Source organism: Acidisoma cellulosilyticum (genome assembly GCF_020621385.1).
GTDB classification, from domain to species: domain Bacteria; phylum Pseudomonadota; class Alphaproteobacteria; order Acetobacterales; family Acetobacteraceae; genus Acidisoma; species Acidisoma cellulosilyticum.
The window spans coordinates 1-16283 of record NZ_JAESVA010000023.1 but is presented as its reverse complement, the minus strand read 5'-3'; the positions used below and the strand labels follow the sequence as shown (position 1 = coordinate 16283).

Annotated in this window: 15 protein-coding genes and 1 pseudogene; 12 read left to right on the top strand and 4 right to left on the bottom strand. The window is 56.7% G+C overall.

Annotated elements, in window-relative coordinates; translation table 11 throughout:
• Nucleotides 1-222 (bottom strand): transposase (locus ACELLULO517_RS27900; RefSeq protein ID WP_227310799.1); only part of this gene is annotated, 222 nt, incomplete at its 3' end.
• A gap of 199 nt (nt 223-421) precedes the next feature.
• Here ACELLULO517_RS27900 and ACELLULO517_RS27895 point away from each other — a divergent pair.
• Complete coding sequence (locus tag ACELLULO517_RS27895; RefSeq protein ID WP_227310798.1) at nt 422-1423, top strand: SDR family oxidoreductase; 1002 nt, start codon at nt 422-424, stop codon at nt 1421-1423.
• Between the two features lie 62 nt (nt 1424-1485).
• Here the strand turns inward: ACELLULO517_RS27895 and ACELLULO517_RS27890 are convergent, their stop codons facing one another.
• Both ACELLULO517_RS27890 and ACELLULO517_RS27885 read right to left on the bottom strand, forming a co-directional pair.
• Nucleotides 1486-3093, bottom strand: a complete 1608-nt coding sequence (locus tag ACELLULO517_RS27890) for an FAD-dependent oxidoreductase (protein WP_227310797.1) — start codon at nt 3091-3093, stop codon at nt 1486-1488.
• Nucleotides 3094-3153: 60 nt separating this feature from the next.
• Nucleotides 3154-4041, bottom strand: coding sequence for an SMP-30/gluconolactonase/LRE family protein (locus tag ACELLULO517_RS27885; protein WP_227310796.1), 888 nt, complete (start codon nt 4039-4041; stop codon nt 3154-3156).
• Between the two features lie 171 nt (nt 4042-4212).
• Here ACELLULO517_RS27885 and ACELLULO517_RS27880 point away from each other — a divergent pair, with 171 nt between their 5' ends.
• The 5 genes from ACELLULO517_RS27880 to ACELLULO517_RS27860 are packed head-to-tail and all read left to right on the top strand — an operon-like array spanning nt 4213 to nt 10334.
• Nucleotides 4213-5994 (top strand): thiamine pyrophosphate-requiring protein, encoded by a 1782-nt coding sequence (locus tag ACELLULO517_RS27880; RefSeq protein WP_227310800.1) that lies wholly within the window; start codon nt 4213-4215, stop codon nt 5992-5994.
• Between the two features lie 3 nt (nt 5995-5997).
• Nucleotides 5998-7095, top strand: a complete 1098-nt coding sequence (locus tag ACELLULO517_RS27875; RefSeq protein WP_227310795.1) for an enolase C-terminal domain-like protein — start codon at nt 5998-6000, stop codon at nt 7093-7095.
• A 15-nt stretch (nt 7096-7110) separates the two neighbouring features.
• Nucleotides 7111-8052, top strand: a complete 942-nt coding sequence (locus ACELLULO517_RS27870) for a hypothetical protein (protein ID WP_227310794.1) — start codon at nt 7111-7113, stop codon at nt 8050-8052.
• On the top strand, nt 8045-8686 hold the full coding sequence (locus tag ACELLULO517_RS27865) for a gluconate 2-dehydrogenase subunit 3 family protein (protein ID WP_227310793.1): 642 nt from the start codon (nt 8045-8047) through the stop codon (nt 8684-8686). Before ACELLULO517_RS27870 ends, ACELLULO517_RS27865 begins: the two co-directional genes overlap by 8 nt.
• Nucleotides 8676-10334, top strand: a complete 1659-nt coding sequence (locus ACELLULO517_RS27860) for a GMC family oxidoreductase (protein WP_227310792.1) — start codon at nt 8676-8678, stop codon at nt 10332-10334. Before ACELLULO517_RS27865 ends, ACELLULO517_RS27860 begins: the two co-directional genes overlap by 11 nt.
• Nucleotides 10335-10469: 135 nt before the next feature.
• Here the strand turns inward: ACELLULO517_RS27860 and ACELLULO517_RS27855 are convergent.
• Nucleotides 10470-11181: pseudogene (locus ACELLULO517_RS27855) on the bottom strand (IS6 family transposase).
• Between the two features lie 106 nt (nt 11182-11287).
• Here ACELLULO517_RS27855 and ACELLULO517_RS27850 point away from each other — a divergent pair.
• The 6 genes from ACELLULO517_RS27850 to ACELLULO517_RS27825 all read left to right on the top strand — a co-directional run bounded on the left by ACELLULO517_RS27850 (nt 11288) and on the right by ACELLULO517_RS27825 (nt 16088).
• Nucleotides 11288-12103: a sugar-binding transcriptional regulator gene (locus tag ACELLULO517_RS27850; protein WP_227310791.1), complete on the top strand. Its 816-nt coding sequence runs from the start codon at nt 11288-11290 to the stop codon at nt 12101-12103.
• Nucleotides 12104-12136: 33 nt separating this feature from the next.
• Complete coding sequence (locus ACELLULO517_RS27845) at nt 12137-12586, top strand: GlcG/HbpS family heme-binding protein (protein ID WP_227310790.1); 450 nt, start codon at nt 12137-12139, stop codon at nt 12584-12586.
• Between the two features lie 503 nt (nt 12587-13089).
• Nucleotides 13090-13230, top strand: a complete 141-nt coding sequence (locus tag ACELLULO517_RS27840) for a MarR family transcriptional regulator (protein ID WP_406566304.1) — start codon at nt 13090-13092, stop codon at nt 13228-13230.
• Between the two features lie 130 nt (nt 13231-13360).
• On the top strand, nt 13361-13669 hold the full coding sequence (locus ACELLULO517_RS27835; protein ID WP_227310789.1) for an ArsR/SmtB family transcription factor: 309 nt from the start codon (nt 13361-13363) through the stop codon (nt 13667-13669).
• Nucleotides 13670-13679: 10 nt separating this feature from the next.
• Nucleotides 13680-14717, top strand: coding sequence for an aldo/keto reductase (locus tag ACELLULO517_RS27830; protein WP_227310788.1), 1038 nt, complete (start codon nt 13680-13682; stop codon nt 14715-14717).
• A gap of 195 nt (nt 14718-14912) precedes the next feature.
• Complete coding sequence (locus ACELLULO517_RS27825) at nt 14913-16088, top strand: MFS transporter (protein ID WP_227310787.1); 1176 nt, start codon at nt 14913-14915, stop codon at nt 16086-16088.
• The last annotated feature ends 195 nt before the right edge of the window (nt 16089-16283 follow it).

The following is a 16283-nucleotide window of genomic DNA, read 5'->3' as shown; positions in this document are numbered from 1 at the left end:
TGCCCAAACGCCCGCCTTGCGCCAACGGTTGAACCGGTTGACGCAGGTCGTATGCGGCCCATAGCGCTGCGGAATGTCTGCCCAAGGAGCCCCCGTCCGTAGGCGCCAAAATATGCCGTTCAAGACCCGTCGATCATCGACACGAGGCACTCCGCGCACCTTCGTCGGCAGTAGAGGCTGGATAACTGACCACTCGTAATCAGTCAGATCAAAGCGGGCCATGATTCGATCTCCTTTCAGAAATCGAATCACACCCCGCCGAGCCGTTCAAAGCTCTTTATGGGTTCATGTCCTAGTCTGGATGGTTCCATCATTGCCCGGGAAGCATTAAACTTAATGCAGATTGAAGGAGCAATACGCCAATGTGATGTGGCGGCAATCGCTAGGATGATTAACTCCACGAAAGTCGTTGCAGAGTGCTATGCCAAAAATTGCAGTGGTTACTGGGGCTGGGGCGGGGGTTGGACGGGCAACGGCTGAAGAGTTCGCGCGCCACGGTTACAGTCTGGCGCTGTTGTCGCGCGATCTCGAGCGCCTCGAGACAGCTGCCACGGCTTTAAGACGCTATGGAGTTGCGGTGCTTCCAATACCGACTGACATGGCGGATGCGTCTGCTGTGGAGGCGGCAGCCAGTCAGGTTGAAGATGAGCTCGGCCCAATCGATGTCTGGGTCAACATCGCCATGGCTACGGTGTTTGCGCCTGTCAGCAAATTAACCGCGAAGGAAATCGAGCGCGGCACACGCGTCACATATCTTGGTCAAGTCCATGGCATGATGGCGGCTCTCTCACGCATGCGAACGCGCAACCGGGGCACCATCGTGAATGTTGGGTCGGCGTTGGCCTACCGTTCTGTTCCTTTGCAATCGATCTATTGCGGTGCGAAAGCAGCGATCCGGGGCTTTACTGACAGCCTTCGGTCAGAAATTATCCATGATAAGCTTGACGTTAACATTGCCATGGTGGACCTCCCGGCCGTGAATACACCGCAGTTTGACTGGGCGTTGAACAAAATGGGCAAGCGGGCGAAACCCGTCGCGCCGATTTATCAGCCCGAAGTTCCCGCGCGCGCCATTTTCTTCGCGGCGACGCATAGACGGCGCGATATTTGGGTTGGCTTTCCGACGATAAAGGCAATTCTAGGCAACCGTATTGCGCCTATTTTGCTCGACCACTATTTGGCGGATGCAGGCTATTCTGGACAACTTTCTGACGAGCCGGAGGCTGAGGACAAACCCGCAAACCTGTTTGAGCCTGTCCCTGGGCCATATGGCGCTCACGGGCGCTTTGATGGCAAGTCGCGCACCGGTTCCTGGGAAATGTTCACTGATAGACATCGTGCCGCATGTGTCGCGGTTGCGGTGATTAGTGCTGCAGGCGTTCTTTGGAGTGCGCACAAAGTTGCCAAGCGTCTTGGAATTTAGCACGCACCGGCCTGCCACCTTATTTCTCCGCTAGGGCAAGGAGGCGAATTTCCGGGAAGATTTTAATCTGCGGTTATTTCGAATTTCGACTTATCCCAATCGTCTGCCGCCTTTTGATTTAGCGATTCAAGCAATTTCGCTGGACTATCCCCAAGGGTTTCGGGCGCCCATGTCTTTTGCATTTCAAAAAGCTCTCCAAGAGCAGCGGTGTCTTGGTCTCGCCCAACGCCTGCGGCTGCAAGAACCTTTCCGTCTTTCACATAATAGGAAAGGAACTCGAGCTTTTTGATGTCGCCATGGATGATGAGGTCGTCCCACTCTCTGGCTTGGCCGATATAATCGAGACGCTTGAGATACTGAATGGTCCAGAAGACTGGCACGGCGTCGTAGCGCTTGGCTTGCCCTAGCATATTAAGGGCAGCAATACGGCCTTGCTGCTGAGCGACACGCCAATGCTCGACCCGGATCGGATCTTGCTCACCACTATACGGAAAGCACGCGATGTCTCCCGCCGCATAGACCGTATCGGAAGCCCGCAACCAGCTATCGACCAAAATCCCGCCATCATCTGTACGAGGGAGCTCGCTTGCGAAAGTCGTCGAAGGCGTCATTCCAAAACCAAAAATGACAAGGTCAGTTGTAATTTGCTCGCCACTCTTCAGCAGGACGCTGCGCACGGTCTTGTCACCTTGGAGCGATGCGATTTCGCTGTTCAGCCGAAATTCGACGCCTTTTTGCTCATGCAATGCTTGAAATGCTTTGCCGACAGGTTCGCCGAATCGCGCCGCGAAAGGGACCTTATCCTTCGCAACGACCGTGACGGCCAATCCACGTTCCCTCAGACTAGCTGCGACCTCCATGCCAATAAAACTGGCGCCCACCACCACGGCACTGGCGCTGCGTTCCGCTTGGGCTAAGATGGCATCCGCGTCGGCGCGGCTTCGCAGCACAAAGGCATTGCCGAGGTCAGCGCCCGGCAGTTGCGGATGCGTTGGAGATCCGCCACTGGCAACCAGGGCTGCGTCATAGCTGATACTGGACCCATCTGAGAAGTCGATGCGACGGTCTCGAATATCGATATGTTGAACGGTCGCTGTAAGCCGCTCTATGCCTTTATTATTATAAAACGATTGTGTCTGTAGTGGTGACTTTTCACCGGACTCTGAACCGGCAAGAAAGTATTTGCTCAGAATGGTGCGATCGTAGGGAACACGATTTTCGTGGTCGAGCATTACGATGCGGCCGCCAAATCCGGCCTCGCGCAAAGTTTGCGCAGCCACGGCGCCAGCAGCACCCGCGCCTATGATAACGAAGCAGCGCTTGTCGTTGCTTGGCTTGGGCAATACTGGCTTTGCCGGCGGCACGGATACAAGCACGTGTCCCGCTTCCACGCGAACTGAAAAACTTGGTAAAGAATCAACGGCTGGAGGGTCTAATACTTCGCCAGTGCGGTTGCAAAACGCCGCCTTATGCCAGGGGCAAATTATGCGATTTCCGTGCCTCACACCCTCACTAAGCGGGCCCCCAGCATGAGTGCAAGTGCCGCTTACGGCGGTGACCGAGCTTCCGTCGCGCAACAAAAGAACTTTTTCACCATCGACTTGGACAGCCAACATTCCACCGTCTGGAATTTGCGCGAACGAGGCGACACTATGTGCTTTTTGCTGCATTTTCTTGCTCCTGGACGGTTGAGATGCCGGTGTGATTAAAGGACGCCATCTGCGCCGTGACTAATTAAAGTAACAATGGCGCACGCAACCAGGAACTGGCACTTTCACCCTGAAAAGTCCGCCAGCAAATGGTTCAGCTTGGCGACGTGCCGGGCTAAGGCTGTCTGTTGACGATGTAATATAGAGTTGGTCGAGATCTCTTCCACCGAACGCACACATTGTCGGCTGACTAATCGGCAACATGAATTCTTGATCAAGCAAACCATTACTGCGATAGCGCCTTAACCTGCTTCCCCCATGGACGGCGCACCAATAGCCACCTTCAATGTCGACGGCAGCACCGTCTGGCAGGCCAAGTTCCTTCGGAATTTCGACGAAGCGATTGCGCCTACCAAAGCTACCGTCATCGATCTTGTATGGAAACTGGTAGACGACCCCACGGTTGCTATGCGCCAGATAAAAGGTCGTCCCGTCTGTCGACCAAGCCATCCCGTTGTGGAGTTCTCCTTCGTCTGAGACGGTGTGGAGGCCGTCTGAGCTTGTGAAGTTATAAAGGCCCCCAGGGATTGGCGTCTGGGAGGAGGGGGGAAGGGGATCGAACATGGTGCCGACCCAGAAGCGGCCCAGGCTGTCGCAAGCTCCCTCGTTGAACCGGTGAAGCCGCCCGTCAAATGGTGCATCTGCAATGCGTTGCAGGCTGTCATCACCGAGGCTAAGCACGAAAATGCCGGTTCGAAGGGCTACGAGTGCCTTTGAGCGATCGGAACTCAGGGCAAAACCACCGATATCGCTGGGCAAAGTCCAAGTTTTGGTTGCAGCGTTTGCCGGATCAAATCTATGGAGTGCTGGGGCTTTGACGTCGATCCAGAAGAGAACATTGTCGTCCTGCACCCAGGTAGGCGACTCTCCAATCGTCGCCTGGGCATCCAACACTAATTCGATATCCATATCTCTTAGCTCCAATCAGCCATTTGAGAATGGTTAGCCACCCGACAAAACCTAGGGAGAGCTTGAAGTCGTGATTGGAAAATTGCCGTTAGACGCCATCTCTCCTGCATGGGCGCCCGGCCAAAGCCGGGCAACGCAATTTGTCAGTGGGACATCACAAAAATGGCATCCATGAACGTCAGTGAATTTGTATGGAAAAGGCTCGACGAATGGGGTCTGAAGCGCGTCTACGGCTATCCTGGTGACGGTGTCGGCGGCCTGGATGTCGCGCTCGAAAAAGCCAAGGAGTATATGGAGTATGTTCAGGTCCGGCATGAGGAAATGGCCGCGTTCATGGCCTCGGCTCACGCCAAGTTCACCGGAGAAGTAGGGCTTTGTTACGCAACCTCCGGCCCCGGCGCCATTCATCTTCTGAACGGGCTCTATGACGCCAAGATGGACCACGTGCCGGTGGTCGCAATTGTCGGCCAGCAGGCGCGCATGGGGCTTGGTGCCAGCTATCAACAGGAAGTCGATCTACAGAATCTGTTCAAGGACGTTGCGGGCGATTTCGTCATGCAAGCGAGCGTTCCAGGACAGGTGCGTCATCTGATCGATCGTGCCGTTAGAATCGCTAGTGCCCGGCGGGTCGTCACTTGCGTAATTTTGCCGAATGATCTGCAATTGATGCCCTACCAGGATCCGCCGAACGCCCATGGGGCGACCCATACCGGCGTCGGCTATGCCGGTCCCGCTAAACTGCCCGATGACAAGGTTCTGCGCGAGGCGGCCGCTGTCCTTAACTCAGGCAAGAAGGTCGCCATGCTGGTCGGCGCCGGTGCCTTGCAGGCGACGGACGAAGTCATCGCTATCGCTGACAAGCTGCAGGCCGGCTGTGCCAAGGCGCTACTTGGCAAGGCCGCACTCCCGGATGATCTGCCTTGGGTCACGGGATCGCTTGGTCTGCTCGGCACCAAGCCGTCCTGGGATCTCATGCAGGGCTGCGACACTTTTCTGATGATTGGCTCCTCCTTTCCCTACAGCGAGTTTTTGCCGAAGCCGGGTAGCGCTCGCGGCGTCCAGATCGATATGGATGCTGGTGCATTGAGCCTACGCTACCCCATGGAGGTCAGCATGGTGGGTGACAGCGCGGTCACGCTCCGCGCTCTGTTGCCGCTGCTAGAGCAGAAGACCGATACGTCGTGGCGCGGCTCTGTTGAGAAGGGTTTGCAATCCTGGTGGAAAACGCTCGAAGAGCGCGCGATGCAGAACGCGGAGCCGCTTAACCCGCAGCGCGTCTTCTGGGAGCTGTCGCCGCGGCTTCCCGAAAATGCGATCATCACAGCGGATAGTGGATCGGTCGCGAATTGGTATGCGCGCGATCTCAAATTTCGTCGTGGGATGAAAGGCTCGCTGTCCGGTGGTCTCGCTTCGCTCGGCGCAGGCACGCCCTATGCCGTTGCGGGCAAAATGGCATTCCCGGATCGCACGGTCATCGCCTGCATGGGCGACGGGGCGATGCAGATGAACGGCCTCAACGTCATGATCACGATCAGCAAGTATTGGAAGCAGTGGTCCAACCCCCGTCTCATCGTGCTTGTGCTGAATAATCGTGACCTCAATCAGGTGACATGGGAGGAGCGAGTGCAGCTGGGCGTCGGTAAGACCGAAAGCACACAGAGCATCCCGGATTTCCCATATCACAAGTATGCAGAACTGCTTGGCCTGAAGGGCATCTTTGTCGATCATCCCGACAAAGTTGGTGCGGCCTGGGACGAAGCACTGTCTGCTGATCGCCCGGTGATTTTGGAAGCCTATACCGATCCCAACGTGCCGCCGCTGCCACCGCATATCACGCTGAAAGATGCGCGCAACTTCATGACATCTTTGATAGACGAGCCGGAACGCGGCAGCGTCATCGTCAATAGTGCCAAGGAAATGCTGGCGGGCGTTCTGCCTGGCCGAAAGAGCTGATCGATGCTCGACGGTTTGCCCGTTCAGGCTGTATCGGCGCGGGCCTATACGATACCGACGGATGCGCCGGAGGCTGACGGCACGTTTACTTGGACCAAAACGACACTTGTTTTCGTGGAAGTCCAAGCAGGCGGAAAGACGGGCATGGGCTACACATACGCGGATGCCTCCGTCGCCGAACTCATCGAGAGCGTGCTGGCGCCGGCTACCCTCGGTCGTGATGCGATGAACGTCAGCGCAGCCTGGACGGGCATGCAGAGGGCGGTTCGTAACCTTGGCCGCTCTGGTCTCGCGAGTTGCGGTATTTCGGCGGTGGACATCGCATTGTGGGATTTGAAAGCCAAGTTGCTGGACCTGCCGCTGGCACGTCTGCTCGGCTCGGTTCGTGACAGCGTGCCGATTTACGGCAGTGGCGGTTTCACCACCTATAGCGATGAGCAGCTGCGGGCGCAGCTTTCCAGTTGGGTGGAACGTGATGGCTGCGGCGCTGTCAAAATGAAGATCGGCACACATCCCGAGCAGGATCCGCATCGTGTGGCAGTTGCGAAGAAAGCGATCGGCGCGGCTGCATTGTTTGTCGATGCGAACGGGGCTTTGTCGGCACGTCAAGCTCTGCATTTCGCGACGATTTTCGCGGGGAGTGCCGACATCCGCTGGTTTGAGGAGCCGGTATCCTCGGACGATCTGCCGGGACTTCGCTTCGTCCGCGATAATGCACCGTACAGCGTCGATATTGCGGCCGGAGAGTACGTCTATACGCAGGATGATGCGCGTAACATGCTTGGCCGCGGAGCCGTGGATGTGCAGCAGGCGGATGCCACCCGTTGCGGTGGCATCACCGGTTTCCTCGCCATCGGGACTTTATGCGAAGCGCATCACACCGATCTGTCAGGGCATTGCGCACCATCGCTGCATGTGGCTGCTGCCTGTGCTATCCCGCGGTTCCGCAATCTTGAATGGTTTCATGATCACGTTCGGATTGAGCACATGCTGTTCGAGGGTGCTCCGGTTCCTCGCGACGGCAATATCAAGCCTGACCTGTCCCGACCCGGTCTCGGGCTAGCCTTCAAAAATGCCGATGCAGAGCAATATGCAGTTTGAGATGAGAGTATATCCATGACTAACACGAGGCCTACGGGCGACGTTGCAACGGCATTTGCGCTCATCTCGGGGGCAACGGTGCTCGGCGGCATTGCTCTAGCACTCCGCAAGCCGAATGCGCCGGCTGATCGGGCGCAAACGACTGTGCGATCCGCACGCCGGCTCAATCGCGCCGCCGGCACTTTGGCCGCGTCCGTCCTTGTCGATAGCGCGATCGAGCACTATCGCGGCAATTTTCATAATAAGGCGATGATAACGCCCTTGGTGACGGCTTCACTGTCTTTGGCCGCTAGTCTGCATGGCACGGCGGATGGACGGGGTGAAGCCCATATCATCCGCGATCTTATCTATGCGGGAGCTGGCCTGACTGGCCTCGTCGGCACGGGTTTCCATATCTACAATATTAGCAAGAAGCCGGGCAGGTTGAGCTGGCAAAATCTCTTCTATTCGGCACCGCTCGGGGCGCCGGCCGCGATATCGCTGTCAGGCATGCTTGGCTTCCTCTCAGAGCGGCTTCGCGACAATCCACCCAACAAGCCGCCGACGATATTAGGCATCCCGGCTGGCCGCATCATCGGCGCCATGACTAGTCTGGGACTGATGGGGACGGTCGGTGAATCCGGGCTGCTGCACTTCCGCGGTGCCTATCACAATCCAGCTATGTATCTTCCGGTGACGATGCCGCCCGTAGCAGCGGCTCTGCTGGGGGCCAGCGCCCTCGGCAAAAGCCACACCCATCGGCCCATAACGCGGTGGTGGCTGCGCGCGACAGCGCTTTTGGGTTTTGCCGGCACGGCATTCCATGCAGCGGGCGTCGGCCGTAGTATGGGCGGCTGGAAGAATTGGCGCCAGAATCTTGTTGATGGGCCACCTATACCGGCCCCACCGAGTTTTACGGGTCTTGCGCTCGCGGGCCTCGCAGCCTTGGCACTCCTTGAGGATCATCCCGATGACTGACCGCTTTCCGGGCTACGATGTTCTCGCGAAGCGGCGCACGCCGTCCTGGAATGAGCCAACGCGGCAAGTGGTCAATCGGCGGCTGGCGGTTCCACGAGAACCCCGGTTCCTGACCTCTGACTTGTTCGTGGTCCTCGATGCCGTCTGCCAGCGCATTGTGCCGCAGCCCAAGGACCGGCCGCCGGTGCCGCTTGCGGCACTTGTCGATACCAAGCTGTTCACGAACCTGCAGGACGGATTTCGCTACGCCGAGATGCCTGATCAGGGGGAGGCTTGGCGGCGTGGCCTGGCTGCTCTGGATGAAGCGGCCAACACCCATTATCAGCTCGGCTTTGCGAAGCTCGGCGGTGAACAGCAGGACGATGTTCTCCGGCGCATGGAAAGCGGTGAGCTTGCAGGTGGCGCGCTGGGGGACATGCCGGCGAAGCTATTTTTTGAACATCGTGTCGTGCTTGACATCGTCACCTTCTACTACGCGAACCCCACTGCTTGGAGTGAAATGGGCTATGGCGGCCCCGCTAGCCCGCGCGGCTACGTGCGCATAGGGCTCGACCGTCGCGACCCATGGGAGGCAGCTGAAGCGTACGAGGGCGATGACGCGAAAGCGCGGCGGGAGAACGGCTTTGTCGGCTGATCCCTTCTTGGCCGATCCATTTGTCGAGCCTCGCGCGATTAATGGACGAGCGCCCGATGTCTTTAAACCCGGTGCTTGGCTCGAGATGAGCCAATACGATGATAATGACGAAGTCGACTTTGTCGTCGTCGGCACCGGCGCTGGTGGTGGACCGCTTATCGCCCGCCTTGCCGAACAGGGGTTCTCGGTTGTCGGTTTCGATGCCGGCGCCTATTTCCGGCCGCTGGAGGATTTCGCCTCCGATGAGATTGAGCAGCAGAAACTATACTGGCTGGATGAGCGCATCATCGATGGTGCCAATCCCATTCGCATGGGTGGCAAGAATAGCGGCAAGGCCGTCGGCGGCAGTACTGTACATTTCGCCATGGTCTCTCTGCGCTTTCGACCCGAATGGTTCAAATCCCGCAGCCAACTCGGCTATGGTGCGGACTGGCCACTCGATTGGCGTGAGATGTGGGATTATTATCGTCGCGCCGAAAAGGCGCTCAGCATCTCGGGGCCCGTTAACTATCCGTGGGGCCCGCATCGTCCACGCTATCCCTATCGCGCGCATGAGCTAAACGGCGCCGCCGAGATCCTCGCCCGCGGCGCTGAGGCGATGGGCTATAAATGGACGGCGACGCCGCTTGCAACAGTTTCCGCGCCACACGGCGATTCGCCGCCCTGCGTCTATCGCGGTTTCTGTCGATTTGGGTGTTCAACTAACGCAAAGCAGAGCCAGCTCGTTACTTTTATTCCGCGCGGCATCGCGGCAGGCGCAGAAATTCGCGACCTCGCCATGGTCGGGCGGATCGATACAGGGCCTGACGGCCGGGCGACCGGCGTGCATTACCATCGCCAAGGGCGCTGGCGATTCCAGAAAGCGCGCAATATCATTGTTGCGGGCTATGCGATCGAAACACCGAGATTGCTTCTGGCCTCAGCTAACGACCGCTATCCCGACGGTCTCGCCAATAGTTCCGGTCTGGTCGGCAAGAATCTGATGACCCAGGCCAACCAGGCCGTGTTCGGCGTGATGGATCAGGAGGTGCGCTGGAATAAGGGACCGCCGTCGCTGAGTATTACCGAGCACTGGAACTACAACGATAACAAGGATTTTCACGGCGGCTATTGCTGGATGGCGCAGGGGCCTTTGCCGGTCGAATGGGCGAGTATCGTCACTGGCTCGCGGAAGCGTTGGGGCGCGCCGTTACGGGAGGAGATGATGCGATACAACCACCAGGTCGGGCTCAAGATGGTCGGCGAAATGCTGCCGGATGAGCGCAATCGCGTGACCTTGACGGATGAAGTTGATCAATATGGCCTGCGCATTCCACGGATCACCTATAGCTGGGGTGAAAATGATAAGGCCCTGATTCAGCACGCGCTCGGTGAGATGCACAGAAGCATGGAACTCGTCGGTGCCAAGGATATATTCCGGCAAGAGGATGACACCAACCATTTGGCCGGAACAGCGAAAATGGGAAGCGATGCGCGCGACAGCGTCGTCAATGCTGATTGCCGTAGCTGGGATATTCCAAATCTTTGGATATGTGATGGCTCAATTTTTCCGACAACCGGCGGCGTCAATCCGTCCCTTACAATCACGGCGATTTCTCTTCGCACGGCCGATCGGATCAAGGCCCTGGCAAACCGAGGTGAGTTGTGACGGATATGCGCTGCCACCGCTAGCATTTGGCGGCGGCGTTCCTCTTTTGCGTAGCAGCTCCCTTGCGCGCGGCGGCTGAGCGGGTGCTGTCAGGTTGTTGAACTGCGTGTGGTTTGGGCATGAATGGTTGCCAAGTCACGGTGTGATTGCGATGCAGGCGACATCCCGCCATGCGCGGAAAGCCGCGTCACGAAAGGAGCGATAATCGGCTGCGGGAATGAGATGGCGGCGAAGCTGGAAGTGGCTGTGCATACGGCTATGAGCGGAGAGGAAGCGTTGTGCTTGCCGTATCGATTTGAACCGCTGCATCTGTCGCTCACGTCGTCGGGTCGGTTGATGCGAAACCTCTATTCGGTTGTTCAGATAGCGGCTTTGTCGGTGTTCGACCTTCGGTAGGATGTCTCGTTTGGCCGCCGCGTAACTTTTCAGCTTGTCCGTGACGATCACCCGAGGCGCTTCAGTTCCACCGCTGATCAGCTTTCGGAAAAACCGCTTGGCCGCATTCGTATCACGATGTTTTTTGCACCAGAATGTCCAGCACCACCCCGTTCTGATCGACAGCACGCCAGAGATAACGGATCTTCCCACGGATCCGGATAAACACTTCATCGAGATGCCATTGATCCCCGGGTTTTCGGCGACGGCGCTTGAGAGCGGCTGCGTATTGCCGGCCAAAACGGATGCCCCAGTCCCGGATGCTCTCGTAGCTGACGGTCACGCCCCGGGCCGCCAGGATCAGTTCGACATCCCGCAGGCTAAGAGAGAAACAGTAATACAGCCAGACCGCATGGGCGATGATCTCCGGCGGAAAACGGAAGCCTCGGTAGGGGTTCTTGGATCGTCTCATGCGCAGAGTTTGCCCGCGCCTACCCTTCCCAGCAACCTGACAGCACCATTTTAACACCTCACGTTCAACGATATCCAGGCTGCTTAAGCAGGCGCATGAAATCGGCGTGGTGGAAATCAACGTACGCGCAAATGCAAATGTTGCGCACGATCTTGAGGTGCAATTTCAAAAGCGGTTCGGCATTACACGCCTTTTTTGCGCGGTCGATCGCCCGGATGTCGATGGACAAAGGATGGATGTTGCTGCCCTAGTCGCAAACTATCTTGCCAAAACACTTGTAAATGGGTCTGCTGTTGCAGTCGGTATGGGACGTAATGTAAGCGCAATTGCCGACGCCCCTGGGACACCAGAACCACGAGATGTTTTGTTTGCATCAGCGATCGGTGGCTCCACATTGGGAGGAGAGTCCGTCAATGCTGATCACATTGCTCGTCGTTTGGCGGCCCGATATGGCGGACGAAGTGAGACGCTCTACGCGCCTGCGATCGTCGCCGACCCTGTTATGCGAGCAGGCCTGCTGGAAGACGAGAGTGTCAAGAGGACGTTGGACCGGGCACGAAAGGCCGATGTCGCGCTGATTGGCGTCGGGGATTTGACCGAGGATAGCAACATGATTCGTATGGGATGGCTGACACCACATGAAGTGTCGAAAGCCCGCGCGACCGGGACGATCGGGAATGACTTCCTGGATATTCAAGGAAAACCTTCACGAACAATCGTGCAAGGCCGCGTTATCGGTCTTACTATTGCGGAACTAGGACCCATCCAGGATGTCATTGTCATTGCCAGTGAGTCGACTAAGAGTGGGATTATCCTGGGGGCCTTGCGCACCGGCGTTGTGAATACGCTTGCGACAAGCCTATCGAACGCTCGAGCGGTTTTAGACTTGGATGATAGCACCTCAGAAATGGCTCATCCGTAACTGCAGCATAACCGGATTTCTGGAAGAAGAAACATGAGCTCGTTAGAGAAAATCCCGGATGCGGCACAGTACGGCGCGCCGATCTCGCTGGAGATGGCCAAAGCTGTCATGCAGGCGGCTGAGGCGGAAGCGGTGCGAGAACAGTGGAATTTGGTAATAGCCATTGTCGACTCGGGTTGTAACATGATTATGTTACACAAAATGGATCATGCTCAACTGGGAAGCATACCCCTCGCTCAGCAGAAGGCGGAAACAGCGGTGCGGTTTCGGCGGCCGACGGTCGCGTTTCAGGAGCGGCTACGGCAAGATACGCAGGAGCTCAAAATGCTAGCCATGCCAAACGTGCTGCCTGTCGAAGGTGGCATTCCGCTTATTCTAGGGGGAAAGATTGTTGGCGGAATAGGTGTGTCTGGTGCAAGGTCGGCGCAGGACGCGCAGGACGCGCAGGTAGCAGTGGCAATATTGGACAACTTCGTGCATTAAAGCTAAGCTGACAAGTTGTTTGCGCAAAGCATAAACCTAGAAATTCATCTAGTTCATTTTCAATGCCCTGTGGAGAGACTTTCGCCGGTATCGTCCGGTGCGGGTTGATCGGGTCGCTCAACAGTGCGAAGATCTTGGTCTGCATAAAGCGATCGGATTAAAACCGGCCGATGATCTGCCGCTGACGAGCAATCTGCACCTTACCCGCCGCATATGACCCAGGAGATGCGATCGGGAGTGTTCAGTTCTAAATAAGTTCATTGTTCCAACGAGAAAAGCGATGATTTTTCCTAATCTTCTCGTGAGATTGGCGCCTTTCCGTCTGACATAATGTCGGCCTTCGTCACAAATCACAAAATTTTGGCCTCTGATCTTTCCGGCATTATCCGCTAAAGATGCTCAGACGGTATTTGGAAGCGGCCTACATTTGGAGCCCGACGGATATCGTGCCCAATCGGGCAACAGTCGAATTGGCCAAGCTGTGAGCGGCCCCAAAGCCATCCATCACTCGTGCAATTGATCGGCTTGAGGCAGAGGGACTTATTGTACGCAGGGCGGATCCTACAGACCGCCGAAGCGTGTTGTTGGCCGTCACCGCGGCGGGTGAACGCTACTGCGAAATCTTCGTTGATGCTTCCTTATGAGGCGCTGCAGCGTCTCGGCCGCCGCCTAGGAGCATTGTCATGAAAGTGACAGCGTTGAGGTGCTGGTGCCACCTTGTCGATATCAGTCTTCCATATTACAAGAATATTGAACTATCTGAGGATTGCGTCGATGGTGCGACCCCTTCGGCACCCGGCCGAGGTCGAGATCACGTTGGATGGCGTGTTGCACGCGCTGTCTGATCCTGATCGGCGTGAGATTGTGCATCGTCTCATGCAAAGCGGGGGAATGAATTGCAGCCAGGCCTGCCAAAAACGTCCGGCATCAACAGTATCTCATCATCACCGCATTCTGCGCGACGCAGGCCTTATCGTGTCGGAAAAGCGGGGTGTCGAAGTCTTTAACAGTGTTCGGCGTGAGACGATCGATCGACGTTTCCCGGGTTTGTTGGACGTGATTTTCAAAACGCCTAGTTCTTAGGAGAAAACCGATGGAATATCGTCAGCTTGGCCGCTCGGGAATGAAAGTGCCGGTTTTAAGCTTTGGCACCGGTACGTTCGGTGGTTCGAACGAGTTTTTTAAGCGTTGGGGAACGAGCGATGTCGCGGAGGCAATGCGTCTCGTCGATATTTGCCTAGATGCGGGCGTTACACTTTTTGATACGGCTGACGTGTACTCACAGGGCATGGCTGAGGAAATTTTAGGGCAAGCAATAAAGGGTCGACGTCAGCAAGTTCTTATATCGAGCAAAGCGACGTTCCCGACAGGCGACGGCCCTAACAATAAGGGTTCCTCTCGATTTCATCTTATTCGCGCCTGTGAAGCGAGCCTCAAGCGTCTTGAGACAGACCATATAGACCTATATTTCATGCACGGCTTTGACGCCCTGACGCCCGTTGACGAAACTCTGCGAGCTCTGGACGATTTGGTGACAAGCGGCAAGATTGGATATATTGGCGCCTCCAATTTCTCCGGCTGGCACCTCATGAAGTCGCTGGCGACTTCTGAGAAATATGGGCTCGCCCGCTATGTTGTGTATCAGGGTTATTATTCATTAGTCGGCAGAGATTATGAATGGGAGCTCATGCCCCTGGGGCTGGATCAGGGCGTTGGTCTTATGGTCTGGAGCCCACTCGGCTGGGGCCGACTGACCGGCAAGATCCGTCGGGGAGAGTTGGGTGGTAACCGAATTGCCGCCGGCGGTAGCGAGGGCGGCCCGCAGGTCGATGATGAATACCTGTATTCTGTCGTCGATGCTCTCGATGTCGTTGCAAAGGAAACTGAAAAGACGGTTTCGCAGGTGGCGTTGAACTGGCTGCTGCAGCGCCCGACTGTTTGCAATATTGTTGTCGGTGCTCGAACGGAGGAGCAGCTAAAGCAAAACCTCGGCGCTGTTGGCTGGACCCTTTCGGCTGAGCACGTTGCGTATCTCGAGAAGGCGAGTTTCAAGCAACCCGTTTACCCCTACTGGCATCAAATAGGATTTGATGAGCGGAACCCCAAGCCGACGAGCTGGATCGCGGGATAACGTCCGAATTGGATCAAGCTTGCTTCTGAAGCACGTGGCCTTGGCGTTTCGACACGCTCGAGGTCGCTGCTTTTGGGTCATCTAGGACTGGCCCTCCATGTTCCTCAGAGCCCGGTTGCACGGGAAATTTGGCAAACATGGCTTCCATACTTGTGGAAAGCTTGGCGGCTGACCTTATGCCTTTTGGAACCAATCATGTCTTCCAATACGAATTGCTGCGATTTGCCTTCTGAGGCATCTGGGCAAGAATGGATGGCCGTCGCCTCTGTGGCCCTCGGCACGTTTACACTCGTGACTAGCGAGTTGATGCCCGTGGGGCTGCTGACAAAAGTCGCCACCACGGTCCATGCCTCCGAAGGTGCCACGGGCTTGATGGTGACCATGCCCGGGATTATCGCAGCCTTCGCTGCCCCCGGTGTGATGCTAGGCGTAGGTCGGCTTGATCGGCGCATTATCCTCTGGGTTCTGAGCGGTCTTTTGGTCGTCTCCAATGCCATAGTGGCACTAGCCCCAAATTTGCCAATCTTACTGGCGGGGCGCGTTTTGCTCGGTATCGACGTTGGCGCCTTCTGGGCGATCAGCAGCGTCATCGCACTAAAGATGGTCCCTCAAGCTTCAGTCGGTCGGGCCAACGCCATCATCTTTGCCGGCATTTCCGTGGGGACCGTGGTTGGTGTGCCGATGGGCAATCTCATTGGCGATGCATTTGGTTGGCGCGCCTCCTTCGGCAGCCTCTCGGCGTTCGGCGTCCTTGTTTTAGCGTTACAGCTGGCGTTTCTTCACCGTCTACCGCCTTCCGAAGTTGTAAGCCGCCACCACTTGATAGCGCTTTTTCGGATTCCGAAGGCGCGGTTAGGCTTGCTCGCGATGCTATTGGTCGTCACAGGTCAATTTGGCGCCTACACTTACATGGGCGCGTTTTTGGAACAGGTGACGAAAACACCGGCAGCCATATTATCCTCTCTGCTGTTGGGTTATGGCATTGCCGGGTTTGTGGGTAATTTTGTCGGAGGTTCGGCGACTCAGCGGAACGCACGAGCGACTTTGGCGGGCACCTCACTTCTGCTCGGGTGCTCCATTTTCCTTCTTCCCTTGATTGGGCAGCTGGTGTTTCCAGTAGCGATCATGATTTTACTTTGGGGGTTCTCCTTTGGTGCGCTGCCCATTGCGATGCAAGGTTACATGTTGAAGGCCGCGCCCGAAGAAATGGAGAGCGCGAGTGCCATGTTCATATCGGCGCTGCAGATCGGTCTTGCATCTGGCGCGTCGCTGGGAGGGGTCCTTGTGGACCACGTTGGTCTTGGAGCCACATTGCTGAGTTCTGGCGGCGTGGCTCTGATTACGGCTGGCATGCTTTGGATATTCGGCTGATGACAGCCGTGCCGCGGCAGGATCGGACGTAACGGTGAGCAGCGGTCAGATGATTCGCGGGCGATGAGCAGATCGCTCTGAATAGCATGAAAGGGAGTGTCAGGAATTTCGTGTTTGGCCGGTGCATAGTGGGAAAGAAGGAGAAGCCCGATGGCACGCCGCAAAGAGCCTGCGATTCCTGATGCGATATTGGAC

What these genes read in the sequence shown, in the direction of transcription:
- ACELLULO517_RS27895 (WP_227310798.1), top strand. Translation starts at nt 422, where the DNA reads ATGCCAAAAATTGCAGTGGTTACTGGGGCTGGGGCGGGGGTTGGACGG.
- ACELLULO517_RS27890 (WP_227310797.1), bottom strand. Translation starts at nt 3,093, where the DNA reads ATGCAGCAAAAAGCACATAGTGTCGCCTCGTTCGCGCAAATTCCAGAC.
- ACELLULO517_RS27885 (WP_227310796.1), bottom strand. Translation starts at nt 4,041, where the DNA reads ATGGATATCGAATTAGTGTTGGATGCCCAGGCGACGATTGGAGAGTCG.
- ACELLULO517_RS27880 (WP_227310800.1), top strand. Translation starts at nt 4,213, where the DNA reads ATGAACGTCAGTGAATTTGTATGGAAAAGGCTCGACGAATGGGGTCTG.
- ACELLULO517_RS27875 (WP_227310795.1), top strand. Translation starts at nt 5,998, where the DNA reads ATGCTCGACGGTTTGCCCGTTCAGGCTGTATCGGCGCGGGCCTATACG.
- ACELLULO517_RS27870 (WP_227310794.1), top strand. Translation starts at nt 7,111, where the DNA reads ATGACTAACACGAGGCCTACGGGCGACGTTGCAACGGCATTTGCGCTC.
- ACELLULO517_RS27865 (WP_227310793.1), top strand. Translation starts at nt 8,045, where the DNA reads ATGACTGACCGCTTTCCGGGCTACGATGTTCTCGCGAAGCGGCGCACG.
- ACELLULO517_RS27845 (WP_227310790.1), top strand. Translation starts at nt 12,137, where the DNA reads ATGAGCTCGTTAGAGAAAATCCCGGATGCGGCACAGTACGGCGCGCCG.
- ACELLULO517_RS27835 (WP_227310789.1), top strand. Translation starts at nt 13,361, where the DNA reads ATGGTGCGACCCCTTCGGCACCCGGCCGAGGTCGAGATCACGTTGGAT.
- ACELLULO517_RS27830 (WP_227310788.1), top strand. Translation starts at nt 13,680, where the DNA reads ATGGAATATCGTCAGCTTGGCCGCTCGGGAATGAAAGTGCCGGTTTTA.
- ACELLULO517_RS27825 (WP_227310787.1), top strand. Translation starts at nt 14,913, where the DNA reads ATGTCTTCCAATACGAATTGCTGCGATTTGCCTTCTGAGGCATCTGGG.